At 73.8% G+C, this 18,983-nt stretch carries 16 protein-coding genes; 6 read left to right on the top strand and 10 right to left on the bottom strand.

Annotated features, from left to right (window positions below; translation table 11 throughout):
* Positions 1-84: 84 nt before the first annotated feature.
* From ACIP37_RS10980 to ACIP37_RS10970, 3 genes are all read right to left on the bottom strand, one after another.
* On the bottom strand, positions 85-1,455 hold the full coding sequence (locus ACIP37_RS10980; protein WP_400843634.1) for a cytochrome P450: 1,371 nt from the start codon (positions 1,453-1,455) through the stop codon (positions 85-87).
* 109 nt (positions 1,456-1,564) lie between these two features.
* Positions 1,565-2,938, bottom strand: coding sequence for an MFS transporter (locus ACIP37_RS10975; protein WP_400843631.1), 1,374 nt, complete (start codon positions 2,936-2,938; stop codon positions 1,565-1,567).
* Between the two features lie 243 nt (positions 2,939-3,181).
* On the bottom strand, positions 3,182-3,745 hold the full coding sequence (locus tag ACIP37_RS10970; protein WP_363579536.1) for a sigma-70 family RNA polymerase sigma factor: 564 nt from the start codon (positions 3,743-3,745) through the stop codon (positions 3,182-3,184).
* A gap of 55 nt (positions 3,746-3,800) precedes the next feature.
* Here ACIP37_RS10970 and ACIP37_RS10965 point away from each other — a divergent pair, with 55 nt between their 5' ends.
* Positions 3,801-4,070, top strand: coding sequence for a zf-HC2 domain-containing protein (locus ACIP37_RS10965; RefSeq protein WP_400843628.1), 270 nt, complete (start codon positions 3,801-3,803; stop codon positions 4,068-4,070).
* 307 nt (positions 4,071-4,377) lie between these two features.
* Here the strand turns inward: ACIP37_RS10965 and ACIP37_RS10960 are convergent, their stop codons facing one another.
* Positions 4,378-5,304, bottom strand: coding sequence for a hypothetical protein (locus tag ACIP37_RS10960; protein ID WP_400843625.1), 927 nt, complete (start codon positions 5,302-5,304; stop codon positions 4,378-4,380).
* A gap of 243 nt (positions 5,305-5,547) precedes the next feature.
* On the opposite strand from ACIP37_RS10960, the gene ACIP37_RS10955 reads away from it, so the two are divergent.
* A complete protein-coding gene (locus tag ACIP37_RS10955; protein ID WP_363579530.1) occupies positions 5,548-6,798 on the top strand; it encodes a cytochrome P450 in 1,251 nt (416 codons plus the stop codon).
* Positions 6,799-6,831: 33 nt separating this feature from the next.
* Here the strand turns inward: ACIP37_RS10955 and ACIP37_RS10950 are convergent, their stop codons facing one another.
* The gene (locus ACIP37_RS10950) at positions 6,832-7,290 is read right to left on the bottom strand and encodes an Lrp/AsnC family transcriptional regulator (protein WP_400843622.1); all 459 of its coding nucleotides are present in this window, start codon (positions 7,288-7,290) and stop codon (positions 6,832-6,834) included.
* A 167-nt stretch (positions 7,291-7,457) separates the two neighbouring features.
* Here ACIP37_RS10950 and ACIP37_RS10945 point away from each other — a divergent pair, with 167 nt between their 5' ends.
* From ACIP37_RS10945 to ACIP37_RS10935, 3 genes are read left to right on the top strand one after another with little or no spacing between them, the layout of a single operon-like run.
* Positions 7,458-8,087, top strand: a complete 630-nt coding sequence (locus ACIP37_RS10945) for a LysE family translocator (RefSeq protein ID WP_363579528.1) — start codon at positions 7,458-7,460, stop codon at positions 8,085-8,087.
* Between the two features lie 22 nt (positions 8,088-8,109).
* The gene (locus ACIP37_RS10940) at positions 8,110-9,621 is read left to right on the top strand and encodes a CoA transferase (protein ID WP_400843619.1); all 1,512 of its coding nucleotides are present in this window, start codon (positions 8,110-8,112) and stop codon (positions 9,619-9,621) included.
* Between the two features lie 60 nt (positions 9,622-9,681).
* Positions 9,682-10,317, top strand: coding sequence for a DUF6461 domain-containing protein (locus tag ACIP37_RS10935; protein ID WP_063349874.1), 636 nt, complete (start codon positions 9,682-9,684; stop codon positions 10,315-10,317).
* A 63-nt stretch (positions 10,318-10,380) separates the two neighbouring features.
* Here the strand turns inward: ACIP37_RS10935 and ACIP37_RS10930 are convergent, their stop codons facing one another.
* A complete protein-coding gene (locus tag ACIP37_RS10930) occupies positions 10,381-10,980 on the bottom strand; it encodes an HdeD family acid-resistance protein (RefSeq protein WP_363579522.1) in 600 nt (199 codons plus the stop codon).
* A 255-nt stretch (positions 10,981-11,235) separates the two neighbouring features.
* On the opposite strand from ACIP37_RS10930, the gene ACIP37_RS10925 reads away from it, so the two are divergent.
* Positions 11,236-13,068 carry an NAD-binding protein gene (locus tag ACIP37_RS10925; RefSeq protein WP_400843616.1) on the top strand — a complete coding sequence of 611 codons (1,833 nt, stop codon included), beginning with the start codon at positions 11,236-11,238 and terminating at the stop codon, positions 13,066-13,068.
* A 129-nt stretch (positions 13,069-13,197) separates the two neighbouring features.
* Here the strand turns inward: ACIP37_RS10925 and ACIP37_RS10920 are convergent, their stop codons facing one another.
* From ACIP37_RS10920 to ACIP37_RS10905, 4 genes are all read right to left on the bottom strand, one after another.
* Positions 13,198-13,983 (bottom strand): enoyl-CoA hydratase, encoded by a 786-nt coding sequence (locus ACIP37_RS10920; RefSeq protein WP_371520303.1) that lies wholly within the window; start codon positions 13,981-13,983, stop codon positions 13,198-13,200.
* A gap of 171 nt (positions 13,984-14,154) precedes the next feature.
* Positions 14,155-16,881 carry a pyruvate dehydrogenase (acetyl-transferring), homodimeric type gene (gene aceE, locus ACIP37_RS10915; protein ID WP_400804759.1) on the bottom strand — a complete coding sequence of 909 codons (2,727 nt, stop codon included), beginning with the start codon at positions 16,879-16,881 and terminating at the stop codon, positions 14,155-14,157.
* 195 nt (positions 16,882-17,076) lie between these two features.
* Positions 17,077-17,739 (bottom strand): GntR family transcriptional regulator, encoded by a 663-nt coding sequence (locus ACIP37_RS10910; RefSeq protein WP_363579516.1) that lies wholly within the window; start codon positions 17,737-17,739, stop codon positions 17,077-17,079.
* 74 nt (positions 17,740-17,813) lie between these two features.
* Positions 17,814-18,860, bottom strand: a complete 1,047-nt coding sequence (locus ACIP37_RS10905; RefSeq protein ID WP_400804763.1) for an enoyl-CoA hydratase/isomerase family protein — start codon at positions 18,858-18,860, stop codon at positions 17,814-17,816.
* Between the last annotated feature and the right edge of the window lie 123 nt (positions 18,861-18,983).

The following is an 18,983-nucleotide window of genomic DNA, read 5'->3' as shown; positions in this document are numbered from 1 at the left end:
AAGGTGGTGCGGGCGTGGAGCGGACGCCGGGTGGACGTCGGCGGGCGGCCTCGGGGTGTTCGTGCGGTGGCCGAGGGCCCCGGCTCAGACGCGCCGGTCGTAGCCGACGGGCAGCCGGTTGACCCCGCGCGCCAGGACGGCGGGGATCCAGGCGAGGGAGTCCAGGCCCTCACCGGCGGCTGCGGACGGGCGCAGCCCGGGCAGCCGGGTGAGCAGGGTGGCGATGGCGGTCTGGAGTTCGGCCCGGGCCAGGGCGGCGCCGGGGCAGTAGTGGATGCCGTGGCCGAAGGCGAGATGGGCGTTGGGCGTGCGGTCGAGGTCGAGGCGGTCCGCGTCCGGGAACCGCGTCTCGTCCCGGTTGGCGGCACACAGCGAGACGATCACCGAGTCGCCGGCCGGGACGGTGGTCCCGAACAGGTCTCCGTCCTCGGCGAGGAAACGCCAGGTGGTGAGCTCGAACGCGGCGTCGTGGCGCAGCAGTTCCTCCACCGCGCGGGCCAGCAGGTCGGGGTCGTGGGCGGGCCCCTCGGAGAGGGAGCCGCGCAGCCGGGCGAGCTGGTCCGGGTGGCGCAGCAGGGTGATCAGCATGGTGGTGATCTGGTTGGTGACCGGCTCCTGGCCCGCGACCAGCAGCTGGAACACCATGGAGTCGAGCTCCTCGCGGCTCAACTCGCCCGCGTCGTGGGCGGCGACGAGCCGGCCCAGCAGGTCGGCGCCGGCCGTGGCCGGGTCGTGTCGGTCGTGATCATCGACGGGGTTCCCGGCGCGCTTGTGGGCGACGACGTCGGCGATGTACGTCTGGAGGCCGCGCAGCCGCGCCTCGTACGCCGGGCGGCCCGGGTCGTGCGGGCCGACGGGCTGCACGACCTTGCCCCAGTCGCGGTCGAATCGCCTCGCCAACTCGGATGGCAGGCCGATCACTTCGGCGAGCACCCGGAACGGGAAGTGTGCCGCGAAGCCGGCCACCAGGTCGGCGCCGCCGGCCTCGGGCAGTTCGTCGACCAGTGCGTCGGCCAGCTCCTGGAAGCGCGGGCGCAACGACTCCACCCGACGCGGCGCGAAGGCGTCCAGGACGAGCCTGCGCATCGTGGTGTGCTTGGGCGGGTCCTGGTGCAGCAGGTGGACCTGCAACTGGGAGTGCTGCGGCTCCGGCATGATCGACGCCAGCTTGCGCCAGTCCTCGTTGCCCAGCGCGTGGTTCTTGCCGAACCGGGGGTCGTTGAGGGCCTCGTGGGCGGCTTGGTAGCCGGTCACCAGCCAGGCGTGGATGCCGCTCGGGAACTCCACCCGGTGTACCGGCCCGGCCTCGCGCATCCGCCGGTAGAGCGGGTACGGGTCGCTCTTGTACGCGGGGCCGTACAGCGGTACGGGGTCAGGGAGTTGGTCGTACCCGTACGGGCAGCGCGGCTCGTCCGCCGGGTGGGCCGGCGCCGGATCGTGGACGGTGTCGGTCATCTGCGGTGTTCCTCCGGTCGTGCGGGCATGACGGGGTGCGGGCTCTGGGGGCGCGGGCTCTGGGGGTGCGGGCGCGGGCGCGGGCGCGGGGAGACGCGGTCCGGCGGTCTCAGGTCCGTGGACGGCGGTGCAGGGCGAGCAGGACCACGGCCGTCGCCGCGACCAGGGCGGCCATGGCGATGCCCGCCCGGGTGCCGGTGGTGGCGCGGTCGCCGGCCAGCGCGGCGGCGCCGGCCAGGGCCGGGCCGAGGGCGAAGCCCAGGCTGCGGGCCAGTTGGACGGCGGAGCCCGCGGTGGCGAGCTTCCCGGGGGGCGAGGCGGTCATCACCAGGGCCTGGGTGGGGCCGCCGTTGAGGCCCATCCCGACACCGGCCAGGGCGAGCCGCCAGGCGACGTCGGCGGCGGACCAGCCGGTGTCCAGCGGGACGAGCAGCGCCAGGCCGAGGGTGGTGACGGTGGCGCCGGCGAGCGCGGTCGGGCGGCCGCCCCAGCGGTCGGCCAGCCGCCCACCGGCCCGGCCGGCCAGCACCATGCCGAGCGGGAAGGCCAGCATGGTGAGCGCGGTGGCGGTGGCGCTCTCGCCACCCGGGCCGCGCAGGTGCTGGGCGAGCAGGTAGTGGCAGGCCGCGAAGCCGGCGGCGAGGGCCAGCACCGACGCGTTGACCCCGACGGTTCCGGCGGCCCGCAGCACCTCGGCGACCGGCCTGCCCCCGGGGCGGCGCAGCCAGACCAGCACCAGAGGGGCGGCGGGCAGCGCCAGCAGCAGCCACAGCGGCGCCTCCGGGGCCAGGGTCAGCGCGAGCAGCACGGCGGCGACGGCCGCGCCTATCAGGGCGGCGTCGCCGAGTGATGCCCGGTCGGGCGGGCGCAGGCGGTCCCGCCGCGGGGCGTACCGGCGCACGATCAGCACGGCGGCCAGACAGACCGGCAGCTTGATCAGGAAGACCGCCCGCCAGCCGAAGTGGTCCAGCAGCAGGCCGCCGATGACCGGCCCGGTGACGGCGCCGAGCGGGCCGAGCGTCGCCGGGACGCTCATCGCCCGTCCGCGGGACTCGGGGCGGACGGAGGTGGCGGCCAGCACAGGCATCAGGACGAACAGCACCGCGCCGAAGGCGCCCTGGAGCAGCCGGGCGGCGATCAGCCAGCCCGCCCAGGGGGCGAGGGAGGCCAGCACGCTGCACGCGGCGAAGCAGCTGACGGCGAGCAGCAGCGCCGAGCGGGTGCCCACCTGGTCCAGCCAGCGCCCGGCGGGCAGGAGGAGCGCCACCAGAGGGAGTTGGTAGCCGAGGGTGGCCCACTGGGCGACCCCGGCGGACACGTGCAGGCTGGCCGAGATATCGGTGAGGGCCAGGTTGACCACGTTCATGTCGAGCATCGCGACGAACGAGAGCAGCCCGGCGGCCACGACCAGGATCCACCGGTCCGCCGCATCGGAATGACGGTCCGTCAGTGTGGCGGCGGCCAGTGGCTGTTGCGCTGCCATGGAGTCCCTCCGTTGCCCGGCTGCTGTCCCGGACACCGCCTCGGCGGCGGGGTCCGGTACAGCAGTCGGAGGCGCGGGGGCTCCAGTTCCGAACATGTGGGGGAATTTTCGGATGGGCCGACGGATGGGCGGGCGGGGGTGGCGGGCGACGGACAGATGGCAACCGACAACTAACAGATAACAGATTTCGAAATCTGTTATCTGTTAGTTGTCATCTGTTGCCGCCACCTGCCGTCCGTCCGCTCAGCAGGCCGCTGCGAGTTCCCCGCCCTCGGCCGCGCGGAGCCGGGCTATCAGCTCCTCCCGGGCGCGGGCGACTCGGGAGCGTACGGTGCCGATCGGGCAACCGGCGACCTCGGCCGCTTCGGCGTAGCTCAGGCCGACCACCTGGGTGAGCACGAAGGCCTCCCGCCGCTGGGCGGGCACCCGGTCGAGCAGGTCCCCGAGCGCGACGCCGTCCTCGAACCCGGCCGCCGGTTCGGCCCCCTGCCGCTCCGCCGCCTCCTGCCAGTCCGGCAGCGCCGCGCAGCGCGGTCGGGCGGCGGCCGTCCGGTACCGGTCGATCACCGTGCGCCGGGCGATCGACAGCAGCCAGGTGCGGGCCGAGGAGCGGCCGGCGAACGCGGGCAGGCCGCGCAGCGCGCGCAGGAAGGTCTCCTGTGCGAGGTCGTCGGCGGACTGGACGTCGGTGAGGTGGGCGACGAACCGCCAGACGTCCCGCTGGGTGGCACGGACGAAGGCCTCGACGTCCGGGGCCCGGCCCGCGCGGGCGGTCAGCGCGAGCGCGGTGAGCTGCTCGTCATCCACGGCGGCCTCCCACCCGGCCGGTCCCACCGCGAGGGCAGTGCGGGACGATGGTCGTATGAGATGCGCGCAGTTCCGTACCGCCCTGTCGGCCCGGCTCGACGGCGAACCGACCGGACTGCCGGATGGCCGGCTGGACGGGCACGTCGCGCGCTGCGCCGGCTGCCGAGCGTGGCTGGAGCGGGCCGAGCAACTGCGCGGCCGCGTCCGGGTGAGCGCCGCCGCCGGTCCGTCGGAGGAGTGGTCGGCCCGCTTGCTGGACGGGCTCGGCGTGAGGGGGCTCGGGGGCGGTCAGGCCCCGGACGGGCCGGAGGCCGTGGAGCGGTAGGACGGTGGCGCCGGCCCAAGCCGGTGCGCCGTCGTAGTCAGGCATGCGAAGGTCCTGAGGGGAGGGCTGGGAGCGGCGCCACCCGAGGCGGCGCCGCCGGCGGTCCATGGGACTTCCGCGCGGCCCACGGCGCCTCCACGGAGGAGACGGTGGGCGGGCGCGGGTCCGGGCCCTGGCGGCACGGCGGCGAAGGCACGGCCGAGCGGCAGGGCGACCTGCCCGTCGAGCGAACCCCGTGGGCCCTGCGGTCCCCGGCGGCGGTGGGCTGCCGGGGGCGGTGGGCGGAGGAGTGGGGGCGGCGGGCGCGTCAGCAGGCGAGGGCGAGCGCCGGCGGGCCGCGCCGGACCACGGCATGGGTGAGCAGCACCGACCGGGATGGCCGGGTCCGGCCGCCGGTGGGCCGGGGCGCAGTCGGCGGGCGGTAGCCGAAGGGGCGCGCGAACAGCGCCAGCAGCGGGAGCACCAGCACTCCCGCGACCACGGTGCCGAGCGCGCCGAGCAGGTCGAAGAGCCGGACCAGCGCGGCGTCACCGCGCCACAGCAGCAGCGCGCAGGCCAGCGCGGCGAGCGCGTGGGCGGCGATCATCCCGAGGGACATCCCGTGCGCCATCCCGTGCGCCATGCCGTGTGTCGTCCCGGAGGGCATCCCTGCCATCCCGGCCACGTCCAGCGCCGTCCCATCAGCCGAAGCCGAAGCCGAAGTAGACGCGGAGACCGACACGGAGACCGACGCGGACGTGGGTACCGATACCGATACCGGGGCGGAAACCACACCCGCCGCCGCCGTCCCGTGGTGCATGCCCGCCATGGCGTGCAGGCCGTTGGCGGCGGGCGGGACGTCCGGGTCGAGGCCCGCCATCCGGGCCAGCTCGACGGGGGAGAGCCCGCCGGGGATCCGCTCGGGGTTGCAGAGCAGCAGCGAGGCCCAGTCCGTGGTGGCGAGCCGGCCGAGACCGCCGCCTCCCCGGCCGAGCGCCGCGGCCTGTTCGAACAGCAGGTGCAGCGCGCTCTGCGCCGCGACCATCCAGGCGCTGATCGCGCCGAGCCCGCGCCGCCTGCCGGCGAGCAGCCAGGTCAGACCGAGGACGGCCCCGAACGCGCCGGCCAGCACCGGCGGTGAGACCCCGGCTCCGGCCATGGCGACGTGCGCCGCGGCGGCCAGCGCCACGCACAGCGCGGCGAAGACCACGGCGCGCAGCAGGCGGATCCGGTCGGTCATCACGATGGCACTCATCGTCGCACCCGTCCCGCCCGGCCCGGACCGCACCCTCCGGTATTGGCCGGTTCCACCCCGTGAGACCATGCCCGGCCCCGTGCCGCCGCGCGTCGAGACACCCGGTCCGGCCGCCGCACCAACCCGTTCGTACGACCATCGACGCGGTTTGACATCGCCCTCCGCTTGCTCACTAAATGTGCACACCCCGGCACCGATGGTGGCCGCCGGGCGAACCCCGAACGCGAAGCAGGAGGCCCGGCCATGGAGACCTCGACCGGCTTGGCGGCCCCCGCCGCCGACCTCGCCGACCCCCGCTTCTGGCAGCTGCCCGCCCCCGCCCGCGCGGTCGCCTTCGCCGAACTGCGCCGACTCCCCGCGCCGGTGTTCTTCGGAGATCCCGCCACCGGTCGGGGCTTCCACGCGCTGGTCCGCCACGCCGACGTGGTCGAGGCCAGCCGCACCCCCGCGGTGTTCCTCAGCGGCCCCGGCGTCACCACCCCGGAACCGCCCCGCTGGGTCCGGCTGGTGTTCGGCGACTCGATGGTCAACCTCGACGACCCCCGGCACGCCCAGCTGCGCAGGATCGTCTCGCGAGCCTTCACCCCCCGGCTGCTCGGCCAGGTAGAGGAGGACATCCGCCGCGTCGCCACCCGTCTGGTCGACGACGTCGAGCGGCGGCGGCCGGAGGACTTCGTCACCTCCGTGGCCGCCGAGCTCCCCTTCCAGGTGATCTGCACCATGATGGGGATCCCGGAACACCCGCGCCGAATGATCCTGGACCAGGTCAACCACGCTTCCGAGAACATCGGCGTGGCCCGCCCGCTGCGCCGCCGGATCCGGATGCCCGGGCGCGGGCTGCTGGCACTGGCCCGCATGCAGGGCATGGTCGCCTCGATCGGCCGTGAGCGCCGCCGCAGGCCCACCGAGGACCTGATCTCCGCCCTGGTCACCGCCGACGTGGACGGCCGTCGGCTCACCGGACGCGAACTCGGCGCGTTCTTCTCCCTGCTGCTGGTGGCCGGCGTGGAGACCACCCGCAACGCGCTCGCCCACGGCCTGCACCTGCTGACCGCGCACCCGGAGCAGCGCGCCCTGCTGCTCGCGGACCTCGACGGGGGGCTCGGCGGTGCGGTCGACGAGATCATCCGCCACGCCACGCCGATCATCCACTTCCGCCGGACCCTCGCCGTCGACCACGAGCTCGGCGGCCCCGGGGGCCCGCTGCTGCGCGCGGGAGAGAAGGTCGCACTGTTCTTCGGCTCGGCCAACCGGGACGAGACGGTCTTCCCCGACCCGGACGCGTTCGACATCACCCGCACGCCCAACCCCCACCTCGGCTTCGGCGGCGGAGGGCCGCACTACTGCATCGGGGCGCACCTGGCCCGGCAGGAGATGAAGGTGCTGTTCCGCGAGCTGTTCGCCCGGCTGCCCGAGGTGCGGTCGGTCGGCGAGCCGGACATCGTTCCGTCCAACTTCGACCACCGGGTCCGGTCGCTGCGCTTCACGTTCTGAACCGTCCGAGCCCTCCGAGCCCCCGTTCGCGCCCTACCCGCCGATCGGCAGCCCCCGGTCGGCCTTCACCTGCTTCATCGTCAGATGGGAGTTGACCTGCGCGATCCCCGGCAGGCCGGAGAGCACGTCGGTGATGAAGCGCTCGTACGAGGCGATGTCGGCCACCGCGATGCGCAGCAGGTAGTCGGGTTCCCCGAAGAGGCGGTGCGCCTCCACCACTTCCGGCAGCTCCGCCACCCGGCGTTCGAACTCGGCGACCGTCACCTGATCCTCGTGACGCATGGTGATCGTGACGAAGGGTTGGAAGCCGCGTCCGACCGCCGTGCCGTCCAGGAGCGCGCGGTAGCCGCGAATCACGCCGTCCTGCTCCAGTTGTCGGACCCGGCGCAGGCAGGGGGAGGGGGTGAGGTCCACCCGGGCGGCCAGGTCGGCGTTGGTCAGGCGGCCGTCCTGCTGGAGCTCGCGGAGGATTCTGCGGTCGATTCGGTCCATGGCGCAATATTCTGCCAAAACGCGGGCCGGGCGAGCAGGAAGTGGCCATCGTGTGCCAGGGCTATCCGGCTACCTTCAGTGACCGAACGCACCGGACAGGTGCCGCGAGGATCACCGGACCAACGGCCGGGACCCGCCCGAACGAGCACGACAGGTCACCGCCACCCATGGACACCCACGCCCTCCTCCTCTTCCTCGGAGTCGACCTGCTGCTGGTCTGCACACCGGGGCCCGACTGGCTCTACATCGCCGCCCGGGGCCTCGGCCAGGGCCGGCGCGCCGCCTTCACCGCGGTCGGCGGCGTCTGCGCCGGCTACGCCGTCCACACCCTGCTCTCCAGCGCCGGCCTGGCCGCCGCGCTGCGTGCCGTCCCCGCCGCCCTGCCCGTCCTGCGCCTCACCGGCGCCGCGTACCTGCTGGTGCTGGCCGTCACCATGCTGCTCGCGCTGCGCAAGGGCGGGGGCGCCACGGCCCTCACCGAGCCCAAGCCGCAGCCCACCGCGACCGTGCTGCGCCAGAGCATGCTGACCGCCCTGCTCAACCCCAAGGGGCTGCTGCTCTACCTCTCCCTGGTGCCGCAGTTCGTCGAGCCGGGCGCCGCGCTGCCGGTCGGCGGGCAGGTGCTCGCCCTCGGCTCGCTCAACGTGCTGGCCTGCGCCGTCGTGTACGGGCTGGTCGCGCACGCCAGCGGACGCCTGGGCGGACGGCTCGGCGGCACCCCGCGCGCGGCGCGCCGGATGACCCTCGTCTCGGCGGTGCTGCTGATGCTGGTGGCGGGCGTCACGGCGAGCGCCTGAGAACGGGAGCACAATGCCGGGCATGACAGAGCGTCCGACCTTCCCCGGCACCCGGCCCGCCGAACAGCCCGCCTCCACCGATCAGGCCGCGCCCGCCGATCAGCCCGCCTCCACCGATCAGGCCGTGCCCACCGAACAGCCCGCCCCCGGCGGGGAACCCACGGACCGGCCCACCGCCGAACTCTGGACCGCCCTCGGCGGATCGGCCGACCTGCTGGGGCGGGTCTCCTTCCACGGCCCCGGCGACGTCCTGCCCTCCGGCCTGCCGGTGCGCCGGCTCGCCCGGGCCACCGTGGCCGCCTGCTCGCTGGCCGCCGCCGAACTCGCCGCCCACCGCGCCGGCGGCCCGGTCCCCGCCGTCCGGGTGGACCAGGGCGCCGTCGCCACCGCCTTCGTCAGCGAACGCCACCTGACCGTCGACGGTCGCACGCCCGTCAGCTTCGCCCCGCACTCCGGCTTCTGGCGCACCGCCGACGGCTGGGTCCGCACCCACGCCAACTACCCGCACCACCGCACCCGACTGCTCGCCGCCCTCGACCTGCCCGCCGACGCCGGGCCCGAACAACTCGCCGAGCTGCTGGGTGGACTGCCGGCGGAGCAGGTCCAGGAGCGGGCGTTCGAAGCGGGGGCGCTCGCCGTGGCCGTCGCGCCGGTGAGTGCCACCATGCACCCCCTGGTGGAGAGCCGGGTGACCGGCACCGCGCCCGTCCGCCCGCTCGGCGACGCCGGCCCGGAGCGGCCCGCCGCCGGGATCCGCGTCCTCGACCTCACCCGGGTCATCGCCGGACCGGTCGCCACCCGCACGCTCGCCCTGCTGGGCGCCGACGTCCTGCGCGTCGACCCGCCCCAGCTCCCCGAGGCCGACGACGCCCACGCCGACACCGGCTTCGGCAAGCGCTCCACCCGCCTCGACCTCGCCGATCCCGCCGACCGAGCCGTCTTCGACGGCCTGCTCGCCACCGCCGACGTCCTCGTCACCGGCTACCGCCCCGGCGCCCTCGACGAGCACGGCCTCGCCCCCGACGCACTGTCGGCCCGCCACCCCGGCCTGATCGTCGCGCAGCTCTGCGCCTGGGGCTGGACCGGCCCCTGGGCCGGCCGGCGCGGCTTCGACAGCCTCGTCCAGGCCGGCGTCGGCATCGCTGCCCACGAGGCCGGCCCCGACGGCCGCCCCGGCGTACTGCCCGCCCAGGCCCTCGACCACGGCACCGGCTACCTCGTCGCCGCCGCCGTCCTGCGCGCCCTCACCGAGCAGCGCACCGGTCGGCCCGGCGGCCGCCACCTGCGGTTCTCCCTCGCCGGTACGGCCTCGTGGTTGCTGCACGGCATCCCGCCCGAGGCGCCCGCCCCTGCTGCCCCGGCGGACGGCGCTCCGGACACCGGGGCGTACGACCCGGCCCGGTGGCTCGCCGAGACCGACTCCGCCTACGGACGGCTGCGCCACGCCCTGCCGCCCATCGCCTACACCGGCGCGCCCACCGACTGGTCCCGCCCGCCGGGGCGCTGGGGGACGGACGCGCCGGTCTGGCTCTGAGGACGCCGCGCAACCGCCGCCCCGGCCGGCGGTGTCACAGGCAGCTGGCAGCATCGGCGCATGACTGCACACGCCACCGATTACACCTGGTTCGAGCAGCGCTACCCCATCCCCGGGGCGGCCCACTGCCTGACGCTGGTCGAGGGGATCACCGCCGACGAACTGCTGCGCCGCTTCGGCGCCCTGCCCGGTCGGGAGGTCACCGGCCTGGACGCCGTGGTCGCCGCCTGGGAGACCTTCGACGACGGGGAGGACGAGGAGGCGGAGGCCCGGATCGAGCCGGAGGATGACCGGCTGCTCGTCGCCGTCACCGAACTCGACGGGTGGGCCGTCGTCGTCGAGGTCTTCGGCTACCTCGGCAGCCTGCCCGACGTCATCCGCCGCCTCGCCGACGGCACCCGGCTGGTCTCGCACTTCCGGAACGCCGTCGCGGTGGACCACTTCAACTGGTGGGAGCAGGGCAGCTGCCGGCTCCAGTTCGAGCCGCTGTTCCCCACCCAGCGGCACGGTTCGGACGCCGACGCCCCCGGTGTCCCCGCGCTGCTGACGGCCTGCGGCTTCCAGCTCGACGGGGAGGGTCATGACCTGCACACCGAGGCCGCGTTCGCGCTGGCCGAGCGGCTGACGGACGTCCGGCTCACGCCGGAACGGCTGGAGGCCGCCACGTTCCGGATCGGCTACGCGCCGACGCGCTAGCTGCGGAGTGAGGCCCGTGAAGTCAGGCCCGTGAAGTCAGGCCCGTGAAGTCAGGTCGTGAAGTCAGACCCCCGCCGGGATCTGCTTGGCCCGGCCTCGCATCTGGAGGGCCGTCACGATCTCGATCAGCCCGAGGATCAGTAGCCAGCAGCCGGCCAGGACGGTCAACGCGGCGATCGAACCGACCGGCCAGACCAGCAGCAGCACACCGGCCACCGTGTTGGCCGCTCCTGCGAAGGCCTGCCAGCCACGGGCCGGCATCTCCGGGTCGGAGACCGCGGCGGCGAGCTGGGTGATGCCCCGGAACAGCCAGCCGATGCCGATCCAGATCGCCAGCAGGACCAGCGACTGCGCCGCGCTGCGGAAGCAGAGCAGCCCCAGCAGGACGCAGATCGCCCCGCTGATGAAGGCCAGCACCCGCAGTGCGGTGGACGCGTGGGTGCCGAACGCGGCGACCAGCTGCACGATGCCGATGACCAGCAGGTAGAGGCCGAACAGCACGCCCACCACCAGCAGGGTCTCCCTCGGCCAGACGAAGACGACGATTCCGAGGGCCAGCGAGACGATTCCGGCGAGCAGCAGGACCTGCCAGGCGGCCTTGGCGAGCTGGCCGAGCGGACCCTGGACCGGGGAACCGTCGGGGGTGATGATCGGGGAAACCACGGTGGTGTACTCCTCGGGGCCGGGGACGGGCAGGGGTCGAACCCCAGACTGGCCGGGCCACCGCCGACCGGCGCGTCGGGTACGGCCGTTCGGGGGACGGAGACAGGAGAGGGAGGAGAGGAGGCGGAGGGGGGATGGAAGGGGGACGGGAGAGGGAGCGCGGAGGAGACGAATGTTCGATGGAGCGGCTCCGGTGGCCTTCCGGTCGCCGGAACGACACCGTCCGGCCGCCTGCCGTCGATATCATCCGGCGGTATGACTTCTGAAGGGTGGGGGACCCGTTCGGTCGAGCCGGTCAGTCAGCACTACATCGTCTGCGGGGGCAACGCACTCGCCCACCGGCTGGTCCTGGAACTCGTCGAGCACTACGAGGTCCCGGTCGTCGTCCTGGTCGCCGATCGCACCCGCGACCACGCGCCGCAGATCGAGCAACTCCCCGGCGTCGCCGCCGTCGTCGAGTACGCCAGCATCACCGACGAGGCGCTGCGCGAGGTGTCGATCGACACCGCCCGCGGCCTCGCCCTCGTCGAGGGCAGCGACCAGGACAACATCCACGCCGCGCTCAGCGCCCAAGGCCACAACCCGGACATCCGGATCGTGCTCCGGATGTTCAACCAGCGCCTCGGCGAGAACATCGAACGGCTGCTCAGGAACGGCGCCGCGCTCTCCGGTTCCGCCACCGCCGCACCCGCCTTCGCCGCGGCGGCGCTCGGGCGGCCCAACTCGGTCGAGATCGGCGGACGCTTCCTGCACATCGCCTTCGACGACGCCATCACCTCCGACCGGATCTGCGTGGTCGCCGACCACATCGACCGCCAGGACCTCAGCAGGATCCGCCTGCTGCCCGAACAGCGCGGCGACTCGGCCGACTTCGTCCGGCTCGCCAGCGAGTTCGGCGACGACGGGCCGGTGCGCCCCGGTGGCGTCCGCCGCGACGCGGAACCGGAGCCGGTGCCCGAGGAGGAGCCGGTGCCCGAGGAGGAGCCGGGCGGCGTGGCCGCCCTCCAAGCGCTGCGCATCGAACCCAGGGAACCGATCAGCTGGGCGCGGCGGGCGCGCTGGCGGCTGCTCGACATGATGCGCTTCTTCACCAGCGCCCGGATGCGGCTGGTGCTGCTCACCGCCCTCGCCGCAGTGCTGATGGCCTTCGGCGTGCTCTGGTACCTGAACCGGAACTTCGGCTGGACCCTCTACATCTCGCTGCTCGACCTCGCGGGCGCCGCCCAGCCCGACCAACTCGCCGACATCGCCGCCGGGACCGGGACGGGCGGGCTGTGGCAGCGGGTGGCACAGGTGGTGATCACCATCTGCGGGATCACCTTCGCCCCGGTCGCCACCGCCATCGCGGTCGAGGTGCTCGGCTCCGGGCGGCGCGGGCAGCCCCGCAACCCCGGGGCCGGCACCCGGGACCACGTGATCGTCGTCGGCCTCGGCAACGTCGGCACCCGGGTCGCGGCCCAGCTGCACGAACTGGGTGTGCCGGTGGTCTGCATGGAGCGCGACCCGCAGGCCCGGGGCATCGCCGCCGCCCGGGCGCTCGGCATCCCGGTGGTCCTGGGCGACGGCCCGTTCGAGGAGCAGTTGCGCCGCGCCCGGTTGAAGCACAGTCGGGCGCTGGTCGCGGTCAGCGGCGACGACGCCACCAACCTGGAGGCGGCCCTGGAGGCGCGCCACGGGAATCCCGAAGTCCGCGTGGTGGTGCGGCTGTTCGATGACAACTTCGCCGGGCACTTCTACGCGACGCTGGACAACGCGGCCTCGCGCTCGGTCTCGTACCTGGCCGCACCCGCCTTCGCCGCCGCCCTGATGGGGCGCGAGGTGCGCGGGATGCTGTCGGTGTTCCGGCACGTGCTGCTGATCGCCGAGTTGACGGTCGAGGACGGCAGCGGGCTGATCGGGATGAACCGGCACGACCTGGAGGACCCGGGCGGCGTCCGGGTGATCGCCGTCCGGTTCGCCCGCAGCGCGCAGTTGCAGTGGAACTTCCCCGACCGCACCCGGCGCCTCACCCCCGGCGACCAGATCGTGGTCGCCGCCACCCGTAGCGGGCTCGCCCGGCTCAACACCGCGCTGGTGGACGAGGTGTGATGGCGGCTGACGGGTAACAGCCGACAGATAACAGATAACAGCTGACAGATTTCAGATGACGAAATCTGTCAGCTGTTATCTGTTGCTTGTCGGCTGTTACCCGTCAGCTGTCAGTCGTGAGCGGCCAGGTCACCGGTTGGTGAAGGACGGCGGGCGCTTCTCGGCGAACGCCGCCATGCCCTCCTTCTGGTCCGCCGTGGCGAACGCCGCGTGGAACAGCCGGCGCTCGAAACGGACGCCCTCGGCGAGGGTCGTCTCGAAGGCGCGGTTGACGCTTTCCTTCATCATGACCGCCGCCGGGGTGGACATCGCCGCGACGGTCTCGGCCACCGTCAGGGCCTCGGCCAGCAGCTGGTCCGCCGGGACGATCCGGGAGACCAGGCCGGCCCGCTCGGCCTCCTCGGCGCCCATCATCCGGCCGGTCAGGCACAGCTCCATCGCCTTCGCCTTGCCGACCGCCCGGGTCAGCCGCTGCGAGCCGCCGATGCCCGGGATCACGCCGAGCTTGATCTCCGGCTGCCCGAACTTCGCGGTGTCCGCCGCCAGCAGGATGTCGCACAGCATCGCCAGCTCGCAGCCGCCGCCCAGCGCGAACCCGGCCACCGCCGCCACCACCGGCTTGCGCAGCGCGCCGAGCCGGTCCCAGGGGCCCAGCCAGTCGTCCAGGTAGACGTCCGGGAACCGGTTGCCCTGCATCTCCTTGATGTCGGCGCCGGCCGCGAACGCCTTCTCCGAGCCGGTGATCACCAGACAGCCGATCTCCGGGTCCCGGTCGAAGGCGGTGGCGGCCGCGACCACCTCGTTCATCAGCTGGGTGTTCAGCGCGTTGAGCGCCTTCGGCCGGTTGAGCGTGATCAGCCCCACCCGGCCCTTGCGCTCGACCAGGATCGTCTCGTAGGTCTCGGTCTCGGTCATCGCCGTTGACTCCCATTCCGCTGCTCGGCGCCGCGCGGGCGCGCCCTGACCATCCAACGATCTACGACGCGCCCCGCCTCGCGCCAGTCTTGGTATGCGAGACGGTCGTCACGGGCCCGGCTCCCCGCTGCGGAGCCGGGGCCCAGGGCTCCGGACACGGGCCGCCAGGGGTCAGAAGCGGACCCCGTAGCGCTCGGCCGCCTGCCGGACGGTCTCCGCCTTGACCTCACCCCGGCGCGCCAGCGCGGCCAGCGCCGCCACCGCGACCGACTGGGCGTCCACGCCGAAGTGCCGGCGCGCCGCGTCCCGGCTGTCGGAGAGGCCGAAGCCGTCCGTGCCCAGCGACGTCCAGTCCTGCTCCACCCACGGGCGGATCTGGTCCGGCACCGCGCGCATCCAGTCGCTGACCGCCAGCACCGGCCCGGGCGCCCCTGCCAGTGCCCGCGTCACGTAGGGGACGCACGCCGCCGCGCCTGTACCGGCCGCAGCCTGTGTCAGGTTGGCCGCGTCGCAGTCCAGTGCCTCCCGGCGCAGCTCCGTCCAGGAGGGTGCCGACCAGACGTCCGCCGCCACGTCCCAGTCCTCGCCGAGCAGTTGCTGGGCGGCGAGTGCCCAGCGAACGGCGGTGCCCGAGGCGAGCAGTTGGAGCCGCGGCGCGTCGCCGTCCGGGGAGGGCTCCGCCGGGCGGTAGCGGTACAGCCCGCGCAGGATGCCGTCGGTGATGTCAGTGACATCGGTGACGTCGGTGACATCCGCGCCGGTCGGCAGCGGCGGCTGTGGCAGCGGCTCGTTGTAGACGGTCAGGTAGTAGAACACGTCCTCGCCGTACGGGTGTCGGGGGCTGCTGCCGTACATCCGGCGCAGGCCCTCGCGGACGATCACCGCGACCTCGTACCCGAAGGCGGGGTCGTAGGACAGTGCCGCCGGGTTGGTGGAGGCGATCAACTGCGAGTGACCGTCGGCATGTTGAAGGCCCTCGCCGGTCATCGTGGTGCGTCCGGCGGTGGCGCCGATCAGGAAGCCCCGGCCCAACTGGTCGGCCAGGGCCCACATCTGGTCGGCAGTGCGCTGCCAGCCGAACATCGAGTAGAAGATGTAGAACGGGATCACCGGCTCGCCGTGGGTGGCGTAAGCGGTCGCGGCGGCGGTCAGCGAGGCCATCGAACCGGCCTCCGTGATGCCCTCGTTGAGGATCTGGCCGGTCGCCGACTCCTTGTAGTGGAGCAGTTGGTCGCGGTCGACCGGGTCGTAGGTCTGCCCCAGCGGCGAGTAGATGCCGGCGCTCGGGAAGAGCGACTCCATGCCGAAGGTGCGTGCCTCGTCCGGGACGATCGGCACCCAGCGGTGGCCGGTGGCCTTGTCCCGCATCAGGTCCTTGACCAGTCGGACGAACGCCATGGTGGTCGCGATCTCCTGCGTGCCGGAGCCCTTGAGCAGCGTCTCGAAGGGCTTCGCGGGCAGCTCGGGCAGCGGGGTGAAGCGCACCCGGCGGGCGGGCGCGGGGCCGCCCAGCGCGGCGCGCCGCTCCCGGAGGTAGCGGGTCTCCGGGGAGTCCGGGCCCGGGTGCGCGTACGGGACCAGCTCGCCGGTCAAGGCGCTGTCCGGAATGGGGAGTTCGAGCAGGTCGCGCATCGCCCGGAACTCGGCCCCGGAGAGCTTCTTCATCTGGTGGTTGGCGTTGCGGGCCTCGAAGCCGGGGCCGAGCGTCCAGCCCTTGACCGTCTGCACCAGTACCACCGTGGGGGCGCCCCGGTGCTCCAGCGCCGCCCGGTAGGCGGCGTACACCTTGCGCGGTTCGTGTCCGGCCCGGGAGGTCGCGACGATCTCCAACAGCCGCTGGTCGTCCACGGTTTCGGCGATCGCCCGGAGTTCGGGCGCGGCCTGGAACAGGTGCTCGCGGACGTAGTGGGCGTCCGAGGCGGCGTAGGTCTGGAACTGTCCGTCCGGCACCGCGCCGAGCCGGCGCACCAGCGCGCCCGTGGTGTCGCGGGCCAGGAGGTCGTCCCAGGCCTCGCCCCACAGTGACTTGACGACGTTCCAGCCGGCGGCGCGGAACTGGCGCTCCAGCTCCTGGACGATCTTTCCGTTTCCGCGTACCGGTCCGTCCAGGCGCTGGAGGTTGCAGTTGACCACGAAGGTGAGGTTGTCCAGTCCCTCGCGGGCGGCCAGGGCGAGCGCGGCGGTCGACTCCGGCTCGTCCATCTCCCCGTCGCCGAGGAACGCCCACACGTGCGAGCCGGAGGTGTCCTTGATGCCGCGCGCGGTCAGGTACCGGTTGAACCGGGCCTGGTGGATGGCCGACAGCGGTCCGAGGCCCATGGACACGGTCGGGAACTCCCAGAACCACGGCAGCCGGCGCGGGTGCGGGTACGAGGGCAGGCCGTCGCCGCCGGCCTCCTGCCGGAAGCGGTCCAACTGGGCCTCGCCGATGCGCCCTTCGAGGAAGGCGCGGGCGTAGACGCCGGGCGCGGCGTGGCCCTGGACGTACAGCTGGTCGCCGGAGCCGTCGGCCTCCTTGCCGCGGAAGAAGTGCTGGAAGCCGACCTCGTACAGCCAGGCGGCGGACGCGTACGTGGCCATGTGCCCGCCGAGGCCGCCGCGGTGGTTGCCCCTGGTCACCATGGCGGCGGCGTTCCAGCGGTTCCAGGCGGTGATCCGGCGCTCCATCGCCTCGTCGCCGGGGAACTCGGGCTCGGCGCCGGTCGGGATGGTGTTGACGTACGGGGTGTCCAGGAGCGGCGGGACGTCGAGCCGGCGCAGTTCGGCGTGTTCGACGAGGCGGCGCAGCAGGTGGGCGGCGCGGTGCGCTCCGCCGAAGTCGCGGGCGGCGTCCAGGGAGGCGCGCCACTCCGCCACCTCTTCGGGGTCGTGGTCGGGAAGCTGGTCGAGCTGGGACACGGATGGTTCCCCTTTGCCGGCGCTTCAGAGTGCCGATTCCGGGATGCGGAATGACATTTCTCTCCATGGAAGGTCTCTATGGACGGTAGGGAGTGATCCGGCGGCGCGTCAACCGCTACTGGAGGGTAATGTGAGCGATGATCGATCATCTTTATGCGAACTATGATCCCGGGCCAGGACCCCGTCCGGATCCGCTCAGGCGGAGCGGTCGGCGTACTCCAGGACGTGTTCCGCCAGCAGCCGCCCGACCTCCGGATCCCGCCGCCGGAAGGCCTCGATCAGCGGAGCGTGGTCGGCCGCGTTCTCGTGCAGCTCCGGGCGGACCCGGTGCAGCGACAGCACCGTCCACACCTCCACGCCCAGCCCCTCCCAGGTCCGCAGCAGTGCCCCGTTGCCGGCGGCGGCCACGATCTCGCGGTGGAAGGCCACGCCGTGCCGGGCCTGCCCGAGCGCGTCACCCGCCCCGGCCGCCGCCGCCATCCGTTCCGCGTGCTGCTCCAGGGCGGCGGTGTCCCCGGCCAGGCGGATGACCGCCGACTCGGCGGCCAGCCGCTCCAGTGCGGCCCGCACCTGGTAGACCTCGCGCAGTTCGGCCGGGCTGATCTCGCGCACCCGCACGCCCCGGTTGGGCTCGGCGTCGAGCAGCCCGAGCGACTGCAGCGAGCGCAGCGCCTCGCGCACCGGCGCCTGGCTGACGTTCAACTCGGCGGCCAGGCGCCGTTCCACGATCCGGTCGCCGGGCTGCCAGCGCCCGTTCAGCAGGCCCTCCAGCAGTAGTCCGCGCACCTGCTCGCCGAGCGGCACCCGGGACAGCGGGTCGGCGTCCCCGGTAGGCGGCGGAGGGCTCGGGCGGGTCATGCGGGCTCCTTGATCGTGGTTCATGACGCGTGGTTCATGACGCGTGGCGGTGCGGGGCCGGCGCCGCCGCCCGGTCAGGCCAGGCCCAACTCGTCGCCCACGCGAGGGGCGAGGAAGCGGGCGACGTCCGCCTCCCCGACCTCGGCGAGCGTCGCCGGGGACCAGCGCGGGGTGCGGTCCTTGTCGATCACCTGGGCGCGGATGCCCTCGACCAGGTCATGCCCGCCCAGCGCGGCGCAGGAGACGCGGTACTCCTGGTCGAGCACGGCCTCCAGGGAGGGGAGCGTGCGGGCCCGGCGCAGCGCGGCGAGGGTCACCGTGACGGCCGTGGGGGAGTTGCCGAGGACCAGCTCCGCGGCCTCCTTCGCCTCCGCCACACCGGAGTTCAGCAGTCGTTCGACGATCTCCGCGACGCTGTCGGCCGCGTAGCAGGCGTCGATCCAGCCGCGCTGCTCCGCGAGCGGGGCCCCCGGCGCGGGCTCGGCGTGCGCGGCGACGACGGCGGCCGGGTCGGGGCTCTCGGCCAGGGCGTCGAGCAGCGCCGCGATCCGCGCCGAGGGGACGAAGTGGTCCGCGAACCCGCACAGCAGCGCGTCACCGGGGCCCATCGAGGCCGAGGTGAGGCCGAGGTGGGTGCCCAACTCGCCCGGGGCGAGCGCGAGCAGCCGACTGCCGCCGACGTCCGGGACCAGCCCGATCCGGGTCTCGGGCATGGCGACGGTGGAACGTTCGGTGACGATCCGGACCGCGCCGTGGGCGGACAGGCCGATGCCGCCGCCCATGGTGATGCCGTCCATCACCGCGACGTACGGCTTCGGGTAGTGGGCGATCAGCGCGTTCAGCCGGTACTCGTCGCGGAAGAAGGCCCGGGTGCCGGCCCCGCCGGCCTTGACGTCGTCGTGCAGTGCGCGGAGGTCGGCCCCGGCGCAGAGGCCGCGCTCGCCGGCGCCGGTCAGGACGACGGTGCGCACCCGGTCGTCCGCGGCCCACTCGGCCAGCGTCGCGTGGACGGTGGTGATCATGCCGTGGGTCAGCGAGTTGAGCGCCCGCGGTCGGTTCAGCACGATCCGTCCGACCCCGCCGTCCAGGGAGACCTGGACCTCCGCCACCTCTGCGCTCATCGGGTCCGTTCCCGTCGTTCGGTCGTTCCTCGGTCTTGACGACTCCTGTCGTCCACCGTACCGGGGCGGCGCGGAGCCGTGATCACCCGGCGGGCGGCGGGCCGTCCTCGCGGCCCGCCGGCC

This window comes from Kitasatospora sp. NPDC088861 (assembly GCF_044750105.1).
Classification (GTDB): Bacteria; Actinomycetota; Actinomycetes; order Streptomycetales; family Streptomycetaceae; genus Kitasatospora.
The sequence above is the reverse complement of the archived record's forward strand: the minus strand, read 5'-3'. Positions and strand labels throughout refer to the sequence as shown.

Excerpts from the sequence above, each read along its gene's own strand:
- ACIP37_RS10955 (WP_363579530.1), top strand. The coding sequence starts at position 5,548 with ATGGAGACCTCGACCGGCTTGGCGGCCCCCGCCGCCGACCTCGCCGAC.
- ACIP37_RS10925 (WP_400843616.1), top strand. The coding sequence starts at position 11,236 with ATGACTTCTGAAGGGTGGGGGACCCGTTCGGTCGAGCCGGTCAGTCAG.
- ACIP37_RS10940 (WP_400843619.1), top strand. The coding sequence starts at position 8,110 with ATGACAGAGCGTCCGACCTTCCCCGGCACCCGGCCCGCCGAACAGCCC.
- ACIP37_RS10910 (WP_363579516.1), bottom strand. The coding sequence starts at position 17,739 with ATGACCCGCCCGAGCCCTCCGCCGCCTACCGGGGACGCCGACCCGCTG.
- ACIP37_RS10905 (WP_400804763.1), bottom strand. The coding sequence starts at position 18,860 with ATGAGCGCAGAGGTGGCGGAGGTCCAGGTCTCCCTGGACGGCGGGGTC.
- ACIP37_RS10965 (WP_400843628.1), top strand. The coding sequence starts at position 3,801 with ATGAGATGCGCGCAGTTCCGTACCGCCCTGTCGGCCCGGCTCGACGGC.
- ACIP37_RS10950 (WP_400843622.1), bottom strand. The coding sequence starts at position 7,290 with ATGGACCGAATCGACCGCAGAATCCTCCGCGAGCTCCAGCAGGACGGC.
- ACIP37_RS10920 (WP_371520303.1), bottom strand. The coding sequence starts at position 13,983 with ATGACCGAGACCGAGACCTACGAGACGATCCTGGTCGAGCGCAAGGGC.
- ACIP37_RS10980 (WP_400843634.1), bottom strand. The coding sequence starts at position 1,455 with ATGACCGACACCGTCCACGATCCGGCGCCGGCCCACCCGGCGGACGAG.
- ACIP37_RS10945 (WP_363579528.1), top strand. The coding sequence starts at position 7,458 with ATGGACACCCACGCCCTCCTCCTCTTCCTCGGAGTCGACCTGCTGCTG.
- ACIP37_RS10935 (WP_063349874.1), top strand. The coding sequence starts at position 9,682 with ATGACTGCACACGCCACCGATTACACCTGGTTCGAGCAGCGCTACCCC.
- ACIP37_RS10975 (WP_400843631.1), bottom strand. The coding sequence starts at position 2,938 with ATGGCAGCGCAACAGCCACTGGCCGCCGCCACACTGACGGACCGTCAT.
- ACIP37_RS10960 (WP_400843625.1), bottom strand. The coding sequence starts at position 5,304 with ATGAGTGCCATCGTGATGACCGACCGGATCCGCCTGCTGCGCGCCGTG.